16 protein-coding genes are annotated in these 19,000 nt (G+C 59.6%); 13 read left to right on the top strand and 3 right to left on the bottom strand.

The window, feature by feature from the left end; genetic code table 11:
* Positions 1-3: 3 nt before the first annotated feature.
* Positions 4-738, bottom strand: a complete 735-nt coding sequence (locus tag LGH70_RS00155) for a LytR/AlgR family response regulator transcription factor (protein ID WP_226181548.1) — start codon at positions 736-738, stop codon at positions 4-6.
* A gap of 187 nt (positions 739-925) precedes the next feature.
* On the opposite strand from LGH70_RS00155, the gene LGH70_RS00150 reads away from it, so the two are divergent.
* Complete coding sequence (locus LGH70_RS00150) at positions 926-1,162, top strand: hypothetical protein (RefSeq protein ID WP_226181546.1); 237 nt, start codon at positions 926-928, stop codon at positions 1,160-1,162.
* A gap of 208 nt (positions 1,163-1,370) precedes the next feature.
* On the top strand, positions 1,371-1,865 hold the full coding sequence (locus LGH70_RS00145; RefSeq protein WP_226181543.1) for a hypothetical protein: 495 nt from the start codon (positions 1,371-1,373) through the stop codon (positions 1,863-1,865).
* 184 nt (positions 1,866-2,049) lie between these two features.
* Here the strand turns inward: LGH70_RS00145 and LGH70_RS00140 are convergent, their stop codons facing one another.
* On the bottom strand, positions 2,050-3,594 hold the full coding sequence (locus tag LGH70_RS00140; RefSeq protein ID WP_226181541.1) for a hypothetical protein: 1,545 nt from the start codon (positions 3,592-3,594) through the stop codon (positions 2,050-2,052).
* A 531-nt stretch (positions 3,595-4,125) separates the two neighbouring features.
* Here LGH70_RS00140 and LGH70_RS00135 point away from each other — a divergent pair.
* From LGH70_RS00135 to leuB, 11 genes are all read left to right on the top strand, one after another.
* Positions 4,126-5,028 (top strand): branched-chain amino acid transaminase, encoded by a 903-nt coding sequence (locus tag LGH70_RS00135; protein ID WP_226181540.1) that lies wholly within the window; start codon positions 4,126-4,128, stop codon positions 5,026-5,028.
* Between the two features lie 76 nt (positions 5,029-5,104).
* Positions 5,105-6,772, top strand: coding sequence for a dihydroxy-acid dehydratase (gene ilvD / locus LGH70_RS00130; protein ID WP_226181539.1), 1,668 nt, complete (start codon positions 5,105-5,107; stop codon positions 6,770-6,772).
* A 20-nt stretch (positions 6,773-6,792) separates the two neighbouring features.
* Positions 6,793-8,529, top strand: a complete 1,737-nt coding sequence (gene ilvB / locus LGH70_RS00125; protein WP_226181538.1) for a biosynthetic-type acetolactate synthase large subunit — start codon at positions 6,793-6,795, stop codon at positions 8,527-8,529.
* A 169-nt stretch (positions 8,530-8,698) separates the two neighbouring features.
* Positions 8,699-9,304 (top strand): acetolactate synthase small subunit, encoded by a 606-nt coding sequence (gene ilvN, locus LGH70_RS00120; protein ID WP_226181536.1) that lies wholly within the window; start codon positions 8,699-8,701, stop codon positions 9,302-9,304.
* Between the two features lie 119 nt (positions 9,305-9,423).
* Positions 9,424-10,488: a ketol-acid reductoisomerase gene (gene ilvC, locus LGH70_RS00115; protein ID WP_226181534.1), complete on the top strand. Its 1,065-nt coding sequence runs from the start codon at positions 9,424-9,426 to the stop codon at positions 10,486-10,488.
* Positions 10,481-11,755: a threonine ammonia-lyase IlvA gene (gene ilvA / locus LGH70_RS00110; RefSeq protein WP_226181532.1), complete on the top strand. Its 1,275-nt coding sequence runs from the start codon at positions 10,481-10,483 to the stop codon at positions 11,753-11,755. Before ilvC ends, ilvA begins: the two co-directional genes overlap by 8 nt.
* 493 nt (positions 11,756-12,248) lie before the next feature.
* Positions 12,249-13,415: a 2-isopropylmalate synthase gene (locus LGH70_RS00105; RefSeq protein ID WP_226181531.1), complete on the top strand. Its 1,167-nt coding sequence runs from the start codon at positions 12,249-12,251 to the stop codon at positions 13,413-13,415.
* A 14-nt stretch (positions 13,416-13,429) separates the two neighbouring features.
* Complete coding sequence (locus LGH70_RS00100; protein WP_226181529.1) at positions 13,430-13,576, top strand: hypothetical protein; 147 nt, start codon at positions 13,430-13,432, stop codon at positions 13,574-13,576.
* Between the two features lie 5 nt (positions 13,577-13,581).
* Entirely contained in the window at positions 13,582-14,976 is a 1,395-nt protein-coding gene (leuC, locus tag LGH70_RS00095; RefSeq protein WP_262905194.1) for a 3-isopropylmalate dehydratase large subunit, read from the top strand.
* Between the two features lie 165 nt (positions 14,977-15,141).
* Positions 15,142-15,738 carry a 3-isopropylmalate dehydratase small subunit gene (leuD, locus tag LGH70_RS00090; RefSeq protein ID WP_226181527.1) on the top strand — a complete coding sequence of 199 codons (597 nt, stop codon included), beginning with the start codon at positions 15,142-15,144 and terminating at the stop codon, positions 15,736-15,738.
* Complete coding sequence (gene leuB, locus LGH70_RS00085; RefSeq protein WP_226181525.1) at positions 15,726-16,847, top strand: 3-isopropylmalate dehydrogenase; 1,122 nt, start codon at positions 15,726-15,728, stop codon at positions 16,845-16,847. The genes leuD and leuB overlap by 13 nt, the downstream gene beginning before the upstream one ends.
* Positions 16,848-16,921: 74 nt before the next feature.
* Here the strand turns inward: leuB and LGH70_RS00080 are convergent, their stop codons facing one another.
* Positions 16,922-18,931 (bottom strand): carbohydrate-binding protein, encoded by a 2,010-nt coding sequence (locus tag LGH70_RS00080; protein ID WP_226181523.1) that lies wholly within the window; start codon positions 18,929-18,931, stop codon positions 16,922-16,924.
* Between the last annotated feature and the right edge of the window lie 69 nt (positions 18,932-19,000).

Below are 19,000 nucleotides of genomic sequence, written 5' to 3'. Positions count from 1 at the left end.
TGCCTACAAACTGCGCAGCTTGCGGAAAAAGTCGTCCTGGTAGGACTTTCCTACTGGTATTTCGTGCTCACCTACCAGCAGTTGGTTATCTTCCACGGCTTCAATGCGCTTGGTATTGACGATGAAGGAGCGGTGTACCCGCATGAAGTGCGCGAAGGGCAGGCGCTCTTCCAGGGCCTTGAGAGTAATATAGACGATGTGCTTGTGGCGGGGCGTGACGAAAACCGAGTAAGTCGACATGGCTTCGATGTATAGCACATCATTGAAATCCAGTTTAACCAGCTTATTATTCACCTTTACGAATAGCTCCGAGCCTTCGGCAGCGGCGGGCTCGGCATCCGGTAATACCGGCGTGGCCGGCTGGGCCAGCACCCGGGCCACGGCCTTGCTGAAGCGGGCGTAGTCCACGGGCTTTACCAGATAGTCGGCTACGGCCAGCTCGAAAGCAGCCACGGCAAAATCGGCGTGGGTGGTTACCAGAATCACCTGGGGCTGGGGCTGGGGCAGGGCCCGTACCAGGTCCAAGCCACTGAGGCGGGGCATCTCAATATCCAGAAACAGCAAGTCGACGGCAGTACCGCTCTGCAGCAGGTTCAGGGCCTGAATGGCATCGGGCAGGGAGGCTACCAGTTCCAGCGCATCAGTCATTTCCACGAAATGCTCGAGGGTAAGGCGGTTAATTTCGTTGTCGTCGACGATGAGGCAGCGAAGACGGGCTGGAGCAGAGCGTACGGGCATACTGGAACTAGAAGACAAAAACAGCAAGGTGAAAGCGTGGGCCAACAGCGTTGACACAGCTAGCAGAAGCATTTAGAGAGCAAAACGTTCTGTTCCGCAAGGAAGCATAGCCATGAAGAGCCCTACAATCTACGCTTGCACTGTTCAGTTCTACAACTGCTTCTCGCTAACCACCTTTTGCTGCCCGATGAAGAACGTAGTATACCTGTTGATTGGATTTACCCGCCCTGCAATTACTTCTGCCCCGGCCTTTGCAATTGCCATAACCGGCTTGAATTCAGACTGCCACCCGCCGCCGGGAATACTCACCCGCATCCTGAAACTCACCTGCTTTTACACCGACGCACTCCGGCTCATCCGGCTCAGCGAGCAGCAGGCGGCCCCGAAGCAGGCTATACACCAGGAATTGCTACAACTCTATTAGCTTGGGCAGGCCCTTGCGTCGGCGTCGCGGCTCTGCCATTTTAAGTGTGCCTCCAGTGGGAAGTGCGCTTCTTGGACCGTTTCCGTGGGCCGGCCGAAAAGGCTTGTGCGTAGCTGGCAGGCTGAAAGACAGCACGTAAGAATAGGGATACTAGCTTTTATTATTATTTTTTCTTAATCTTAAGGGCCGCTTTTATCAACTCGCGCTCATGAAATACCTGGCTGTATTCTCGCTTATGCTGGCTCTGGCCAGCCCAGTTGCAGCCCAGAAGGGGCAATCGGGGCGCGTGCTGGAGCAGCGCCGGGCCGCCCTCGGCACCGATGTGCGTCAGTTTCGGCACCTGGTGCCCGAGCGGGTGGAGGCCAGCACCCAAACGGTGTACTACACCAGCAAGCGCGAAAATCTGCGCGTGGGTTCTTACACCGTTACCGGTATCAGCTACGGTTTCTACAAGGACAAGCTTTGCTCGATAGAGTTGCGCGTGATGGGCGACACGAACTGCAAAGGCATCCACAACCTGCTGCTTTCCGAGTACGGGCCCAGCCAGCGGGTAGCGGCCAAAAGCGAAAACTGGACCGACCCGCAGGTGACGCTGCGCTACACCGAAGTGCCCCAGGGCTTTGCTACCATTGTGCTGGCCAGCAAAACCCTGATGGAACAGCGTCTGGCTGAAAGCAAGCTGCCTGCCTTCCACAGCGCTTAATTTTTATCTGTCATCCTGAATGAAATGAAGCGGAATGAGGAACTGTCCTCACCTCTACCACGGAAATTTATCAAAGCATAAAGCCCTTTACCAATCACATGGTAAAGGGCTTTTTTACGTTTACGCTAGTTTTTCACTGAGGTGAGGAAGGCGCTGCACTCAGGCTCAGGATGACACGGCCTGTTTATTTCAGGCGGCGGAATTTGCGCTGCATAACTTCCTGCACCGGCACATTTTCAATCTTGCTTTCCAGCCAGGAAATAATGTCCAGGTAGAGGAAGGGGCGCCGCTCGAATGGGTCGGCGGCGATGCTGATGAGTTTTTCCTTGAGCTGGCTGAATGCGGTTTTCAGCTCGTCGGGGGCAATGTCGCCGACGCTGCGCAGGAACTGGAAGATGGCCACCTGCATCTGCTGCTGGTCGTTCATTTTGCCCAGGAAGCGGTACACCGACTTGATCTGGTACTCCAGGGCCTCGTCGCGGCCGGCTTCGTAATGGGCAATCAGGTTGAGGATGCGGGCGAAGCACTGAATGTCCTCCCGCAGGCTCACATCCCGAAACTGGATGATTTTGGTGAGGTACTCGATGGCCTTGTCGTTATTGCCGCTACCAAAGTAGAGGCTGGCAATTTTGTAGTAAAACACCAGCCGGCGGTGCGAATCGAGCTGCTGCTGAAACCGGTCGAGGTTGTGGAGCAGGTCGGGAATGAGCTGCAGACCCTGCGTGAAGCTGCCCTGCAGGAAGTGGGCGTTGATGCGGTTGGTATAGATGTAGAGAAACAACAGCATCTCCGTATTGGGGTTGGTGCGCCGCTCCGGATCAGCCGCAAACGCCTCCAAGTTCTCCAGTACTTGGATGAATTTGCTGTAATACAGTAGATTGTACAGGGAAATCAGCAGGTTGTGCACGCCTTTGATGTAGAGCATGGTTTGCTGCTCCTTCATCGTGGGGTTCTGCTCAAACAAATCCACCCATTTCTGGGCGTAGCGGAAGCAGGCCGGGAAATTCTGGGTGATGGTATGGTACCAGACGTGGGCCTGGTAATAGTAGAGCCGCTCGTAGAAACCGGCCTGCTGCAGTTCCACGGGCGGTAGCGCCTCGTGAAAATACGCCGTGATGTTGTCGTAGTCTTCCTGGTTGCGCACGTGCCCGATTTTGAGGTAGAGCCCGTACATGCGCAGCGCCACATTCGACAGCTCGTGCATCTGGGCCACGTGCGCAGCCGTGTCGGAGGCTTCGGCCGACAGTACTTCGGCCCGGCCGCGCAGGCTGCGGGTAATGTACTGGGCTTCGATGAGCTTTTCGAAGTCAAGGGCGAGTAGGGCAATGTGGGGCATTTCGGCCTGCTGGGCCGTTTGCTTCACCTTTTCCAGCATTTTCAGGCTTTGCTGGTAGAGGCCGCGGTTGTAGAGCACCCGGGCATAGTCGAGCTGCTCGTGAAGCTGAATATCGAGGTTCTGGCCCGAGTGGTACATGCGCAGGCTGGCCAGCAGCTGCTTGTATAAGTTGGCTTTGAGGTTGGCTACTTGCACTTTCTTAATAGCCGGTACCTGGACCAGTACCCGGTCCTCGTCGTAGGCCGCCTGCCCGTCGAGGGCGTCGAAGAGCTGCAGGAACTTCAGGCCCTCGTTGGAGCCCTGCCGGTTGGTAAACAGCCGGAAATGCCGCTTTTCGGAGCGCGTCAGGGACTTAATCAGCTGAAAAACAGGGTCAATGCTTTCGTTGGGCATTGTAGTAGGGTGTTTGGTAATAATCTGTATTTCAGTGCCTTGTGGAATTGAACTCCACAATTGGAAATAGTGATTAAGGGAAACATTGTTTTTCGTGGCGCAAGGCAAGGCTACTACTTGCGTGCGGCTTCGGGCAATAAACAGCCGCTGCCGGGCAAGTTACAACCACTGCTGACTTTGGGGAATCACCGCAAAAAGTTTGGCAGGCAGGCAAGGACGCTAACCGGAAGCAGCGCAATACTGCCGGACAACCGGGCGTACCGGCCGCCAATGTAAACGAAACCAAGTGGATTGTTGAGCTACGCTTCGTTGCCCGCATCAACCCCGCCGCACCAGTCAGTTGCCATGCAATCTACCGTTCTATTCGTCATTCAGATTATTATTCCGCCGCTGGCGGGCTAAAGAAACTGCGTTTGATTGCCAAGCAACAAGCCTTTCTAAGCCCCGCGCTCAGGAAGGCTTTTTTACTGCTTGCTTTTACTCCTCAATCATTCTACTCAATCACTGCTTCCACTTAACACCACCGTTCTTATGTATTTCAACAGCAACACCGTCGCCTTTCTGGATGGTGAATTCGTTCCGGCCAGTGAGGCCACTTGTGGCGTATACGCCCAGTCGCTGCACTATGGGTATGCCGTTTTCGAGGGTATCCGGGCCTATAATACCCCCCAGGGCTCCCAGATTTTTAAGGCCCGGGAGCATTACGAGCGGCTGCACTACTCCTGTAAGGCCATCGGCTTGCCCCTGGAGTACTCGGTGGAGGAATTGACCCAGATCAGCTACCAGCTGCTGGAAAAGAACGGGCTGACCGACGCCTACCTCCGGCCGCTGGTGTATGCCGCCACGCCCAATATGAGCCTCAAGCACGCCACGACCAGCAATCTGCTGCTGGCCGTGTGGGAGTGGGGCAAGTACCTGGGCGACCAAAGCCTGCGCCTGACCATCTCGCCCTACGAGCGGCCCAACCCGAAAGCCGTGCCGATTGAGGCCAAAGTGGCCGGTCACTACGTCAATTCCATCATTGCCAGCTCCGAAGCCAAGGGCCGCGGCTACGACGAAGCCCTGCTGCTGGACATGAACGGCTACGTGGCCGAAGGGCCGGGCGCCAACTTCTTCTTCGAGAAAAACGGCGAATTGTTCACCGCGCCGGCCGGCAGCATCCTGCGCGGTATCACCCGCAACACCATCATCGATCTGGCGCGTGAGGCGGGCATTACGGTGCACGAGCAGTTCTTCACGCCGGTCGCGCTGCAGGGCGCCGTGGGGGCCTTCATGACCGGTACGGCCGCCGAGGTCATCGGGGTGTCGTCGGTTGATGAGGTGGTGTTTGAGAAGCCCTTCGCCGACACCATCGGGGCCCGGCTGGCCAGCCGCTACCACGACTTGGTAACCGGCCAGGAGGTCAGAACCGAGAAGGTGGAGGTCAGATCCTAGCCTCCGTTCTGACGGCCTTTTCCTTTTCACTTCTACGTCCAAGCTCTGCTTCCCAAGGCTTGAGCCCTACAATACCATGGCGCTGAACCTCTATAGCCGCATCTACACCCAGGACGACAGCCTGCCAGCCTCCCAGGCCATGCTTATCGGCTCGGGCTTGTCGGAAGCTGATTTGCGCAAGCCCTTTGTGGGCATCTGCTCCACCGGCTTCGACGGCAACACCTGCAACATGCACCTGAACGGGTTGGCCGACCAGGTAAAAGCGGGGGTGCAGGCCCAGGGCTTGGTAGGGCTGCGGTTCAACACGATTGGGGTTTCGGATGGAATAACCAACGGTACGCCGGGCATGCGCTATTCCCTAGTGTCGCGCGAAATCATTGCCGATTCCATTGAAGCCATGGCCGGGGCCCACAACTACGATGCACTGGCCTGCGTGGTGGGCTGCGACAAAAACATGCCCGGCTCCCTGATGGCTATGGCCCGCCTGAACCGGCCCGCGCTGATGGTGTACGGCGGCACGATTAAGGGCGGCTCGTTCAAGGGGCAGCAGCTCAACATCGTGTCGTGCTTCGAAGCCTACGGCAAAAAGCTGCAAAACGGCATTTCCGACGAAGACTACCGCGGTATTATCAAGCACGCCTGCCCCGGTCCGGGGGCCTGCGGGGGCATGTACACGGCCAATACCATGGCTTCGGCGGCTGAGGTGCTGGGGATGTCGGTGCCGTTTTCGTCGTCGGCGCCGGCCGTGAGTGAGCAAAAGCATGAGGAGTGCCGGCGCACGGGCGAGTATCTGCTGCGGCTGCTGGAAATGGACCTCAAGCCCCGCGACATTCTGGTGCGTGAAGCCTTCGAAAACGCCATGGTGCTCATCACGGCCCTGGGCGGCTCCACCAACGCCGTGATTCACCTGCTGGCCATTGCCGACGCGGCCGGCGTGCCGCTCACGCTGCAGGACTTCCAGAACGTGAGCAACCGGGTACCTATGCTGGCCGATCTGAAGCCCAGCGGCAAGTATCTGATGGAGGATTTGTCGGCCCTGGGCGGGGTGCCGGCCGTGATGAAAACCCTGCTCAACGAAGGCCTCCTCACCGGCGACCTGCTGACGGTGACGGGCCGGACGCTGGCCGAAAACCTGGCTGACATCCCCGCTTTGGGCGAGGAGCAGGACTTGCTGCGGCCGTTTTTCAACCCCATTAAAGCCGATGGCCACATTCAGATTCTCTACGGCAATCTGGCGCCGGAAGGCGCGGTGGCCAAAATCACCGGCAAGGAAGGCACCCGCTTCGAAGGTCCGGCCAGCGTGTTCGACTCCGAGGAAGCGTTGAACGAAGGCCTGAGCCAGGTGCAGCCCGGGCAGGTGGTCATTATTCGCTACGTAGGGCCCAAGGGCGGGCCGGGCATGCCCGAAATGCTCAAACCAACCTCGGCCATCATCGGGGCCGGGCTGGGCGACAAGGTGGCGCTGGTAACCGACGGGCGCTTTTCGGGCGGCACCCACGGCTTCGTTATCGGCCACGTGAGCCCCGAAGCCTACGACGGCGGCCCCATTGCCTTGGTCCAGAACGGCGACCAAGTGGTGCTGGACGCGGCCAATAATACCATCAGCGTGCTAGTCGATGAGGCCGAACTAGCGGCCCGCCGGGCCCAGTGGACGCCGCCGGCTGTGAATGCGCCGCGCGGGGTGCTGCGCAAATACATCCGCACTGTGGGCTCGGCCAGCGCCGGGTGCATCACCGATTCCTGAAGCACACAAAACGCACGAGTATGTTGACCAAGGCAGAGCCAACTCAGCTGGTACCGGAAACCACTCTCCAGACGATGTCGGGGGCGGAAATGACTTTGCGGGCCCTGTTGGCGGAGGGTGTGGATACGATTTTTGGGTATCCCGGCGGGGCCATCATTCCGATTTACGACGCGCTCTACGACTTTGCGGGGCAGCTCAACCACGTGCTGGTGCGCCACGAGCAGGGCGGCATTCACGCGGCCCAGGGCTATGCGCGGGCTTCGGGCAAGGTGGGAGTCGTGTTTGCTACCAGCGGCCCGGGCGCTACCAACCTGGTAACTGGCCTGGCCGACGCGCAGATTGACAGCACCCCGCTAGTATGCATCACGGGGCAGGTTTTCGCGCACCTGCTCGGCACTGATGCCTTCCAGGAAACCGACATTATCAACATCACCACGCCGGTTACCAAGTGGAATTTCCAGGTGACGGAGGCCAGTCAGCTGCCCGAGGCGCTGGCCAAGGCCTTCTACATTGCCCGCAGCGGCCGGCCCGGCCCGGTCCTGATTGACATCACCAAGAATGCCCAGCTGCAGCAATGCGACTTTCCGGAGTACAAAGTTTGCCACCACATTCGCAGCTACCGGCCTGCGCCCATCGTGCGGCCCGAATACATTCGGCAGGCGGCGGAGCTGATCAACCAGGCCACGCGCCCGTTGGTGCTCTGGGGCCAGGGCATCACCCTAGGCCGGGCCGAGGCTGAGTTCCGGGCCTTTATCGAGAAAAGTGGCATTCCGGCCGCCTGGACCATCTTGGGCGCCGGCGCGCTGCCCACCGGCCACCCCCTGAACGTGGGCATGCTCGGCATGCACGGCAACTACGGCCCGAATGTGCTGACCAACGAGTGCGACGTGCTCATTGCCATCGGCATGCGCTTCGACGACCGGGTCACCGGCCGCCTCGACAAGTACGCCCGGCAGGCCCGGGTCATTCACCTCGATATTGACCCGACCGAAATCGACAAGAACGTGGCCACGACAGTGCCGGTGTGGGGCGACTGCAAGGAAACCCTGCCGCTGCTCACGGAACTTGTCGAGGCCAGAATCCACCCGGAGTGGCGGCAGCGCTTCGAGCAGTTTCGGGCCGAGGAAGTAGCCGCCGTGATTCAGGAGGAGCTGTTTCCGACTTCCGAGGAGCTGACGATGGGCGAGGTGGTTCAGCAGCTCAACGAGCTGACCCAGGGCGAGGCCATCGTGGTAACCGACGTGGGCCAGCACCAGATGGTGACCTGCCGCTACGCCCGCTTCAACCACGCCCGCAGCAACATTACCAGCGGCGGCCTGGGCACCATGGGTTTTGCCTTGCCGGCCGCCATTGGCGCCAAGTTTGGCCGCCCCGACCGGACCGTGGTGGCTATTATCGGCGACGGGGGCATCCAGATGACGATTCAGGAGCTGGGTACCATCATGCAAACCGGCGTGGACGTGAAAATTATCATTCTCAACAACCAGTTTCTGGGCATGGTGCGCCAGTGGCAGGAGCTGTTCCACGAGCGGCGCTACTCCTTCGTCAATATCGGCAGCCCCGACTACGTGACGGTGGCCAGCGGCTACAGCATTGCCGGCAAGCGGGTAGCGGATCGCAGTAAACTACGCCGTAGCCTCCAGGAAATGCTGCAACACCCAGGCTCCTTTTTGCTGGAAGTCATGGTGACGAAGGAAAACAACATTTTCCCCATGGTGCCCCAGGGCTGCAGCGTGAGCGAAATCCGTCTGCGCTAAGGGTAGAACGGGTGCAATTAAAAAGGCAGTCATACTTGATCTGTCGTCCGCTTGTCGAAGCATCTCTACCACGCTGGTAAATCCTGACGTCTGCCACGAAGCGCGAGAGATGCTTCGGCAAGCGGACGACAGATCAAGCATGACGGGCAAATCAAACAACAAAAGAGCCATGAGTGAGCACCCTATCGAGCGGCAGGAATATAACATCACGGCCTACACCGAGAACCAGATTGGCTTGCTCAACCGCATTGCCATCATCTTCTCGCGCCGCAAAATCAACATCGAGAGCCTGAATACCTCGCCCTCGGAAATCGACGGAATTCACCGCTTCAACATCGTGATTCACGAGACGGAAGAGGTGGTGCGCAAGATTGCCAAGCAGATCGAAAAGCAGGTGGAAGTGCTCAAGGTCTACTACAACACCAACCAGGAGGTTATCTGGCAGGAAATGGCGCTCTACAAAGTGCCTACCGACATCATTGCCGAAAAAGCCTCCGTGGAGCGTCTGCTGCGCGAGTTCGGGGCCCGCGCCGTGGTTATCCGCAAGGACTACACCGTGTTTGAAACCACCGGCCACCGCGAGGAAACCGACCGCCTGATTACCGTTTTGCAGCCCTACGGCCTCATCGAATTCGTGCGCTCGGCCCGCATTGCCATCATCAAGCACAGTGACGGGTTCAACCGCAAGCTCCGCGAGTTTGAGCGCACCGAGCCCGGCTCGGAAGTCGTGGAAAACGAGTTTCTCAACCGCCGTGACGAGGTGTTTGAGATGTGAAGTTGGCTTCGTTGGAACGGCAACCCCGACCGTCATTCCTCGACTTCGCTCGGAATGACGGTCGGCTAAACAAACTCAAAAAATTAACAATCATCCATCAACCCCCAATAATCACCATCATGGCAACCATCAACTTTGGCGGCGTAGACGAAACTGTCATCACCCGCGACGAGTATCCGCTGTTCAAGGCCCAGGCCTACCTGAAGAACGAAGTCATTGCCGTGATTGGGTACGGGGTGCAGGGCCCGGGCCAGGCGCTGAACCTGCGCGACAACGGCTTCAACGTCATCATCGGGCAGCGCCAGGATTCGCCCTCCTGGGAAAAGGCCCTGCAGGATGGCTGGGTGGAAGGCGAAACCCTGTTTTCCATCGAGGAAGCCGCCGAGCGGGGCACCATCATTGCCAACCTGCTCTCCGATGCCGGCCAGATTGCGCTGTGGCCCACGCTGAAGCAGCACCTGACGCCGGGCAAAACGCTGTATTTCTCCCACGGCTTCGGCATCACCTTCAACGACCAGACCAACATCCTGCCGCCCGCCGACGTGGATGTGATTCTGGTGGCGCCCAAGGGCAGCGGCACGAGTCTGCGCCGCCTGTACCTGCAGGGCGGTGGGCTGAATTCCTCGTTTGCCGTGTACCAGGATGCTACCGGCGAGGCCTACGAAAAGGCCATTGCCCTGGGTATCGGCGTGGGCTCGGGCTATCTGTTCGAAACCGACTTCAAGAAGGAAGTATATTCCGACCTCACCGGGGAGCGGGGCGTGCTGATGGGCGCCTTGGCCGGCATCATCGAGGCCCAGTACCAGGTGCTGCGCCAGCGCGGCCATTCGCCCTCCGAGGCCTTCAACGAAACCGTGGAAGAGCTGACCCAGAGCCTGGTGCCGCTGGTGGGCGAAAACGGCATGGATTGGATGTTCAGCAACTGCTCCGTCACGGCCCAGCGCGGCGCCCTGGACTGGAAAGGCCGCTTCCGCGAAGCCACACTGCCTGTTTTGAATGAGCTGTACGACAGCGTGGCCTCGGGCAAGGAAGCTGAGCGCACCATCCAGCGCGGCTCCACGCCCAACTACCGCCAGGAGCTGGAAGTGGAACTGAAGGAAGTGCGCGACTCGGAGCTGTGGCAGACGGGTGCCACCGTGCGCCAGCTCCGCTCCCTGAAAAAGACCCAGGAAGCCGATGCATAGCGACACCATAGCTCCTTCAGTCCCCGCAGTGCTGCTCCAGAACGTGGAGCAGGCCGCCCACACCCTGCAGGGCGTGATTTACGAAACCCTGCTGCAGCAGAACTTGGGCCTCTCGGCCACCTATGGCGCGACGGTATACCTGAAGCGGGAAGACTTGCAGGTGGTCCGCTCCTACAAAATACGGGGCGCCTACCACAAGATTTCCCAGTTGGCCCGGGAGCAGGATGTGCCGGAAGTGGTGTGTGCCAGCGCCGGCAACCACGCCCAGGGCGTGGCCTACGCCTGCCAGCTGCTGGGGCTGAAGGGCTATATTTTCATGCCGGCCAACACCCCGGCCCAGAAAGTGAGCAAAGTCCGCCTCTTCGGCCAGGAGCAGGTCGAAGTAATCCTGACCGGCAACACCTTCGACGACACGTTTCAGGCCGCTAAGCTCTTCTGCGACGAGCGGGGCTGCGCCTTCGTCCACCCGTTTGATGATCTGGCCATTGTGGAAGGTCAGGCCACGGTGGGGCTGGAAATCCTGAAAGCCGCACCCCAGGCCATTGACTACGTATTCATGCCCATTGGCGGCGGCGGGCTGGCCTCGGGCGTAGGCAGCGTATTCAGGCAGCTCAGCCCCAAAACCAAGCTGATCGGCGTGCAGCCGCTGGGCGCCCCGTCGATGCAGCAGGCTATTCAGCATGGTAAGCGGCAGGCGCTGGAGCACATCGAAAGCTTTGTGGATGGCGCGGCTGTGAAGTGCCCCGGCGCCCTCACGTTTGAGCTATGCCGCGAGCTGCTCGACGACGTGGTGCTGGTGCCCGAAGGCCAGGTGTGCGAGGATTTGCTCCGTATGTACAACGAGGAGGGTATCGTATTGGAACCGGCCGGCACGCTCAGCATCTCAGCCCTGCGCCAGTTTGCCGCCGAAATCCGGGGCAAAACGGTGGTGTGCGTGCTCAGCGGTAGCAACAACGACATCACCCGCATGGAGGACATCAAGGAGCGGGCCATGCGCCACCAGGGCCTGAAGCACTACTTTATGGTGACCTTTAACCAGCGCCCCGGGGCCCTGCGCCGCTTCGTAAATAACGTGCTACACCCCGACGACGACATCATTCACTTCCAGTATATCAAGAAGAATAACAAGGAAAAAGGCCCGGTTTTCGTCGGTATCGAAGTCAAAAAGCCCCACGAAATCCAGGGAATCCAGCAGCGCATGCAGGAGGAAGGATTTGCCTACGAGTACCTGAACGGCAAGCAGGATTTTCTGAGCCTGTTGGTATAGTAGAGCTAGGAGAACGTCATTCCGAGCTTGTCGAGGAATCTCTACCGCAGTAGTAACCTTCGTCATCTGTCATCCTGAGTGGAGCGAAGCGGAATGAAGGACCTTCCTCTGATATGTGATTAGCTTGTTTCAACGTGACAAAGCCTTTTACTGCGCAAGTAGTAAAAGGCTTTGTCACGTTGGGAAAACCAGTAGTGGGATAGGCGAGGAAGGTCCTTCGCTCTGCTCAGGATGACAGGCAAAACAATGTCAGCGCGCGAGATGCTTTGGCAAGCGGACATCAGATTAATCATGACAGTCTAGATAGGGCGCTGTTCTTCACAAACTTTGCGTTAGCCGTTGTATTTGTGTAAATATTATATATCTGAAATACAGATAATTACAAATAAAAATGCTGCTACTAGAAATAGTAGGCGTGCCGAAAATATGTTTTCCCTGCCGCGGTTTGCCGGTGTTCTTGCGAGCAGCAATTCGCTGTAAGGACTCCGACAACATGGCTGCTCAGAAAATTCAGATCTTCGATACCACCCTGCGCGATGGGGAGCAGGTGCCCGGCTGTAAGCTCAACCAGGCCGAAAAGCTGGTGATTGCCCGGCAACTGGAGCTCCTCGGCGTCGACGTGATTGAAGCGGGCTTTCCGGTATCGAGTCCTGGCGACTTTGCGGCCGTGGCCGCTATTGCGGCCCAAACCCGTGAGGCTACGGTCTGCGGCCTGTCGCGGGCGGTGGAAAACGATATTCGCGTGGCAGCCGAGTCGCTGCGGCAGGCACGCTACCCGCGCATTCACACCGGTATCGGCACCTCCGAGTCGCATATCAAGTTTAAGCTCAACTCCACGCCCGAGCAGGTGATTGAGCGCGCCGTGGCGGCCGTGAAGCTGGCCAAGTCCTTCGTGGAAGACGTGGAGTTCTACGCCGAGGACGCCGGCCGCACCGACAACGAGTACCTCGCCCGGGTCTGCGAAGCCGCCATTCGGGCCGGGGCCACGGTACTCAATATTCCCGATACGACCGGCTACTGCCTGCCCGAGGAATACGGGGCCAAGATTAAGTATCTGTACGAAAACGTGCGGGGCGTCCAGAACGTGACGCTTTCCACGCATTGTCATAACGATTTGGGCTTGGCTACGGCCAATTCCATTGCCGGCGTCATGAACGGCGCCCGGCAGATTGAATGCACCATTAACGGGGTAGGGGAGCGGGCCGGCAACACGGCTTTGGAGGAAGTTGTGATGATTCTGCGCCAGCACCCTTATCTTAATTTGGGCACCAACATCACCACGCAGCTGCTGGCCGAAACCTCGGCCATGGTGTCGCAGATGATGTGTATGGTGGTGCAGCCCAACAAGGCTATTGTGGGAGCGAATGCCTTTTCGCATTCGAGTGGGATACACCAGGACGGCGTAATCAAGCACCGCGAGACGTACGAAATCATTGATCCGCGCGAGGTGGGCGTGGCGGATTCGTCGATTGTACTAACCGCTCGTTCGGGGCGCGCCGCTCTGGCGTACCGCCTGCAAAAAATTGGCTACGACTTCGATAAAACCGCGCTGAACAAGGCCTACGCCTCGTTTTTGCAGCTGGCCGACCGCCAGAAGGAAGTAGTCGATACGGACCTGCACATCCTAGTGGAGCAGGAAAACCTGGTAGCCGCTACCTAATTACGCTTACTCCTATGAACCTGCCCCTGCAACACAGCCAGGTCGAGCCCCGCGCCGCGGCCCGTTCCTCCCGCTGTCCCGACTGGATAACCTACGCCACCGAGCAGCTGCGCCAAAGCAGCCGGCCCGCGGAAAGTACTCCTCCCAAGGCTTCAAAGTAAGAATCATGGCCAAGTCCTTATTCGATAAAATCTGGGATGCCCACGTGGTGAAAGCCATTCCGGGCGGGTTGGAGGTGTTCTACATCGACCGGCACCTGATTCACGAAGTGACCAGCCCGCAGGCTTTCGACGAGCTGCAGGAGCGGGGCTTGCCCCTGAGCCGGCCCGGGCAGATTCTGGCCACCGCCGACCACAACGTGCCGACCCGCAACCAGCACCTGCCTATTGAGGACCCGCTGAGCCGCTCCCAGGTGGATAAGCTGACGGAAAACTGTGAGAAATTCGGCGTCGAGCTATTCGGGCTGGGCCACCAGTACCAGGGCATTGTGCACGTCATCGGGCCGGAGCTGGGCGTCACCCAGCCGGGCATGACCATCGTGTGCGGCGACTCGCACACCTCCACCCACGGCGCGTTCGGGGCCATTGCCTTCGGGATTGGTACCAGCCAGGTGACGCAGGTCATGGCCTCGCAATGCCTGCTCATCAGCCGGCCCAAGCGCATGCGCATCACCGTGGACGGCGCGTTGCAGCCGGGCGTGACGGCCAAGGATATCATCCTGCACATCATTGCCAGGCTCGGTACGGGCGGGGCCACGGGCTACTTCGTGGAATATGCCGGCAGCGCCATTCGCGGCCTGAGCATGGAAGGCCGCATGACGGTTTGCAACATGAGCATCGAAATGGGGGCTCGTGGCGGCCTCATTGCCCCCGACGCCACCACGTTCGAGTACCTGCAGGGCCGCCCCTACGCCCCGCAGGGTGAGCGGTGGGAGCAGGCCGTGGACTATTGGCAAACGCTGTACTCGGAGGAAGGCGCCGAGTTTGAGTCGGAGCTGAGCTTCGACGCGGCGGCCATTACCCCGATGATTACCTACGGCACTAACCCCGGTATGGGCATCGCGCTGAATGGCAATATTCCGGTGCTGGGTACCGATGGGGAAGCCGCCAGCTTCGACAAATCATTGGCCTACATGGGCTTTGCGCCGGGCGAGTCCTTGCTCGGCAAGGAAATCAACTATGTCTTTATCGGCAGCTGCACCAACTCCCGCATTGAGGACCTAAGGGCCGTGGCGGCCTATGTAAAGGGCAAGCATAAGGCTCAGCACGTGGAGGCCATCATCGTACCCGGCTCCAAGCTGGTCGAGAAGCAGGCCATTGCCGAGGGTATCGACCAGGTGCTGGCCGAGGCCGGCTTTGAGCTGCGCGAACCGGGCTGCTCGGCCTGCCTGGCCATGAACGACGACAAGATTCCGGCCGGGGCCTACTGCGTCTCGACCTCCAACCGCAACTTCGAAGGCCGCCAGGGCCCGGGCGCCCGCACCTTGCTGGCCAGCCCGCTGGTGGCGGCCATAACGGCCGTGGAAGGCCGCATCGTCGACATCACCCAGTATTTGAACTAACAACCCAGCCATTTTGCCGCGACTCCTGAGTCGCCCGGCACGCAAGCGAGAGGAGGAATCGGCTACGGAAGCTGGCCTCGGGCCCGCCGGACCAGCCCGCTCCCAACGCTGGTTTCTTCTTTCACTTGCCGCTGGCTGTAGCATCACTTCCATTTCGTCCCACCCATGGAAAAATTTCAAACGCTCCGCTCGGGCGTCGTCCCGCTGCCCATCGAAAACGTCGATACGGACCAGATTATCCCGGCCCGTTTCCTGAAGGCCACCACCCGGGAGGGGTTCGGCCAAAACCTGTTTGCCGACTGGCGCTACCAGCCCGACGGACAGCCCAAGGCCGATTTCGTGCTGAACAACCCCCGCTACCAGGGCCAGATTCTGCTGGCGGGTAAAAATTTTGGCTGCGGTTCCAGCCGGGAACACGCCGCCTGGGCCTTGTATGACGCGGGCTTCAAGGTGGTTATTTCGAGCTACTTCGCCGACATCTTTCGCGGCAATGCCCTGAACACGGGCCTGCTACCCCTGCAGGTGTCGGATGAAGTGCTGCAGGGCCTGTTCCGGCAGATTGAGCTGGAACCCGAAACCCAGCTAGTCGTGGATTTGCCCAGCCAGACGTTGTCGGTGCCGGTATGGGACGCTACGATTGGCTTCGAGCTGGACGCTTACAAGAAAGAGTGCCTGATCAACGGCTACGACGATATTGACTATCTGGTGAGCCAGCGCGACGCCATCAAAACCTACGAACAGCTCCGCAAATGGGTATTCTAAGCAAACGAATCGTGATACTGTCGGGCGACGGTATCGGGCCGGAAGTGTGTCAGGAGGCGGTGCGGGCCCTGAAAGCCGTGGCCGATAAGTTCGGGCACGAGTTTCACTTCGACTATCAGCTCATGGGTGCCTGCGCCATCGATGCCACCGGCGACCCGCTCCCGGAAGTCACCCTGGATGCCTGCCGTGCCGCCGATGCCGTGCTGCTCGGGGCCATCGGCGACCCCAAATACGACAACGACCCCAGCGCTAAGGTGCGCCCCGAGCAAGGGTTGCTGCGCCTGCGCAAGTCGCTGGGGCTCTACGCCAACATCCGGCCCGTAACAGCCTACGACCGGCTGCTGGAACACTCACCGCTAAAGAAAGAGCGGATTCAGGGCGCCGATATGGTCATCTTCCGCGAACTGACTGGCGGCGTGTACTTCGGCGAAAAAGGCCGCCACGAGGACGGCTCGGCCTACGATAACTGCACGTATAGCCGCTACGAAATCGAGCGGATTGCCCACCGCGCCTTCCGGGCCGCCGAAACGCGCCGCCGCAAATTAACGCTGGTCGACAAGGCCAACGTGCTGGAAACCTCCCGGCTGTGGCGCGAAGTAGTGCAGGAAATTGCCCTGCAGTACCCCAGCGTCATTGTCGACTACCTGTTCGTGGACAATGCGGCCATGCAGCTGGTTTTGAACCCCAGGCAGTTCGATGTGATTCTGACCGAGAATATGTTCGGCGACATCATTTCGGACGAAGCCTCGGTTATTGCCGGCTCCCTGGGCCTCTTGCCCTCGGCTTCCATTGGCGACGAGGCCGCGCTGTTCGAGCCCATTCACGGCTCCTACCCGCAGGCCAAGGGCAAAGGCATTGCCAACCCCATTGCCACGATTCTGTCGGCGGCCATGATGCTGGAGCATTTCGGGCTGCAGGCCGAAGCTGATTCGGTGCGCAAAGCCGTCGACAATGCCCTGGAGCAGGGCGTGCTGACGCCGGAGCTGAATGCCCGCTCACCCTATACTACCGAGCAGGTGGGCAGCTTTGTGGCCTATGGCATCCTGGATATTCTGGACTGCCAGCTGCACAAGAACAATATTGCCTTGGGATTGAGTACGATTATTTAGGTTTGGTTTATAATCGCAAAAAAGTCCGTCCCCAGTCTGGGGGCGGACTTTTTGCGTGTAAAAGGCAGTTCGTTTTATTCGGCCTGCTTAACAAAGCGACGCGTCACGCTGGCCTGGCCGGTAGCCGAAAAGCGCAGGGTGTATATTCCGGCTTTCAGGGCGGAAACGTCGAGGTCGTGGGTCGATACTTGGCCTTGCAGCACCGTGCGGCCCGTGGCATCCAGTACCTCGTAGAAAGTGCCTGTCAGTGCCGAAACGGCCTGAAAGTGCAGGGTGCGGGCCACCGGGTTGGGGTATACTTCGAGCCGGTGGTCGAGCTGACCGGCGCCGGCCGTGGCCAAGGTGGTGCCGGCGGTGCGGGCGGCGCCGGCCTTGGTGATGCGCAGCCAGTTGAAGTTCCAGCCCCCGGCCTGGGCGTATACGCCAAAGCTATAGGTGCCCGCGTTGATATTCACCGTTTGCGACACGGTAGCCCAGTTTTGCCAGCCCCCGGTGGCCGGAATGGCTACGTTGCCCAACTGAATTGAACCCGCATTCAAATCCGACGACAAGGTGCTGCCGCTGGGGCTGGCCACGCGGTACTCGATGGTGTAGGTGCCGGACGTAGGGAAGGTAACGTTGGCGTAGGCCAGCCAGTCGGTAGCGTCGATATAGCCCACATTCTGGCCCCCGCCCGCGTCGGTGGTGACCTCCGTTTGCACGCCCTGCATGCTGGTAAAGGCTTCCGCCTGAATCAGGGTGGAGGAAGTGGGCGGTGGAGTAGAGCTGGCAAAGTTGAGCCAGTTGACGTTGCAGCCCGTAGAAGCCGCCGCGTACAGGCGCAGGGTTTGGCGGCCGGCGGGCAGGGTTACGGTAGCGTTGATGGTTTGCCAGCTCTGCCAGCCACCGGTATTGCCCACATTGATGCTGCCCAGCACGGTGCCGCCGCTGGTGCGCAGCTGCAGCGTGGCGCCGCCCGTAGCACTAGCCACCCGAAAACCCAGCGTGTAGGAGCCGGCCGTAGCCACACTCACGGCATAATCGAGCCAGTCGCCGCCATCGAAGTAGCTCACGTTCTGGCCGCCGCCGGTGTCGGTGGTGGTTTCCGTCTGGGTGCCTTGCTGGGCGGCAAACCGCTCGGCTTCCACCCGGCCCGGAATGGCCTGAGCGGGCGGCGGTGTCACGCCGTTGCGCTGCACTACTACCTGGTTGATGGCCGTGAGCAGGGAATTGGCCCCGGTAGCATCCTGCGACAATTCCCAGATCATGATGCCGCTGCCCTGGTCGAAGGCCAGGTTGGTTTTGCTCTTGATGGTCGGAATGCCGTTGTAGCCCACCCCGTTGAACACGTCGGCGTTGGGGCTGGCTCCGCGCGCCAGCAGCTGGGCGTACGATTCCCAGCTGGGCCGCCCGTAGAAGGGTACGCCGAGCACGGTTTTGTTGGCCGCCAAGCCACGGCCGCGCCAGTAGTTGATGGACTGCACCGCGTAGTCGTAGGTGGAGTGGTCGAAGTTGTTGAAGTCGTAGGCCATCAGGTTCAGAAAGTCTACGGAGGTAAAGACGCTGTTGAGGATGCTGCCCCCGTTGGTGCCCACCACGGCGGCCGTCAGCAGTTTGCCCCGGCTGCGCATCTCGGTCGAGAGCTGCTGCATCAGCAGGGCGTGGTTGTTGGCCGAGGCGCCCGCATCAGGGTATTCCCAGTCGATGTCGACGCCGTCGAGGTTGTACTGGTTGGCGAAGTTGACCAGGTTGCTCACGAAGGCATTGCGGTAGGCCGCATTGGCTCCCAAGCTCTCGAAGGCACTGTCGTCGCCGTTGTTCCAGCCGCCCACCGAAATCAGCACCTTCACGTTGTTGGCGTGGGCCAACGTCACGAGGCTTTGCAGCTTGGCGGGGTTCTCGATGGGTTGCAGGCCGCCGGTGGCGGTGGGCAGCAGAAAGGCGTAGTTGATGTGCGTCAGCTTGCTGTACTGCACGCTGTTCACGTCGCCGGCCCAGGAGGGCACGTAGCCGATAACCCGAAACTGGGCCACGGCTGACACGGAGGCCAGCAATGCCAGCAGTAGAGTGGCCAGAGTTCTTTTAAGTAAAATGCTCGTTTTCATAGAAGCAGGGGCTAAGATGGGCTAGTAAAAGCTGGATTCTGCCAGCGGAAACGGCTGGTCGGTAGGCCA

Origin of the sequence: Hymenobacter nitidus, from assembly GCF_020447315.1 — a bacterium.
GTDB lineage: Bacteria > Bacteroidota > Bacteroidia > Cytophagales > Hymenobacteraceae > Hymenobacter > Hymenobacter nitidus.
The sequence above is the reverse complement of the archived record's forward strand: the minus strand, read 5'-3'. Positions and strand labels throughout refer to the sequence as shown.

Coding starts and splice junctions, on each gene's coding strand:
- LGH70_RS00155 (WP_226181548.1), bottom strand. CDS start 738: ATGCCCGTACGCTCTGCTCCAGCCCGTCTTCGCTGCCTCATCGTCGAC.
- LGH70_RS00150 (WP_226181546.1), top strand. CDS start 926: ATGAAGAACGTAGTATACCTGTTGATTGGATTTACCCGCCCTGCAATT.
- LGH70_RS00145 (WP_226181543.1), top strand. CDS start 1,371: ATGAAATACCTGGCTGTATTCTCGCTTATGCTGGCTCTGGCCAGCCCA.
- LGH70_RS00140 (WP_226181541.1), bottom strand. CDS start 3,594: ATGCCCAACGAAAGCATTGACCCTGTTTTTCAGCTGATTAAGTCCCTG.
- LGH70_RS00135 (WP_226181540.1), top strand. CDS start 4,126: ATGTATTTCAACAGCAACACCGTCGCCTTTCTGGATGGTGAATTCGTT.
- ilvD (WP_226181539.1), top strand. CDS start 5,105: ATGGCGCTGAACCTCTATAGCCGCATCTACACCCAGGACGACAGCCTG.
- ilvB (WP_226181538.1), top strand. CDS start 6,793: ATGTTGACCAAGGCAGAGCCAACTCAGCTGGTACCGGAAACCACTCTC.
- ilvN (WP_226181536.1), top strand. CDS start 8,699: ATGAGTGAGCACCCTATCGAGCGGCAGGAATATAACATCACGGCCTAC.
- ilvC (WP_226181534.1), top strand. CDS start 9,424: ATGGCAACCATCAACTTTGGCGGCGTAGACGAAACTGTCATCACCCGC.
- ilvA (WP_226181532.1), top strand. CDS start 10,481: ATGCATAGCGACACCATAGCTCCTTCAGTCCCCGCAGTGCTGCTCCAG.
- LGH70_RS00105 (WP_226181531.1), top strand. CDS start 12,249: ATGGCTGCTCAGAAAATTCAGATCTTCGATACCACCCTGCGCGATGGG.
- LGH70_RS00100 (WP_226181529.1), top strand. CDS start 13,430: ATGAACCTGCCCCTGCAACACAGCCAGGTCGAGCCCCGCGCCGCGGCC.
- leuC (WP_262905194.1), top strand. CDS start 13,582: ATGGCCAAGTCCTTATTCGATAAAATCTGGGATGCCCACGTGGTGAAA.
- leuD (WP_226181527.1), top strand. CDS start 15,142: ATGGAAAAATTTCAAACGCTCCGCTCGGGCGTCGTCCCGCTGCCCATC.
- leuB (WP_226181525.1), top strand. CDS start 15,726: ATGGGTATTCTAAGCAAACGAATCGTGATACTGTCGGGCGACGGTATC.
- LGH70_RS00080 (WP_226181523.1), bottom strand. CDS start 18,931: ATGAAAACGAGCATTTTACTTAAAAGAACTCTGGCCACTCTACTGCTG.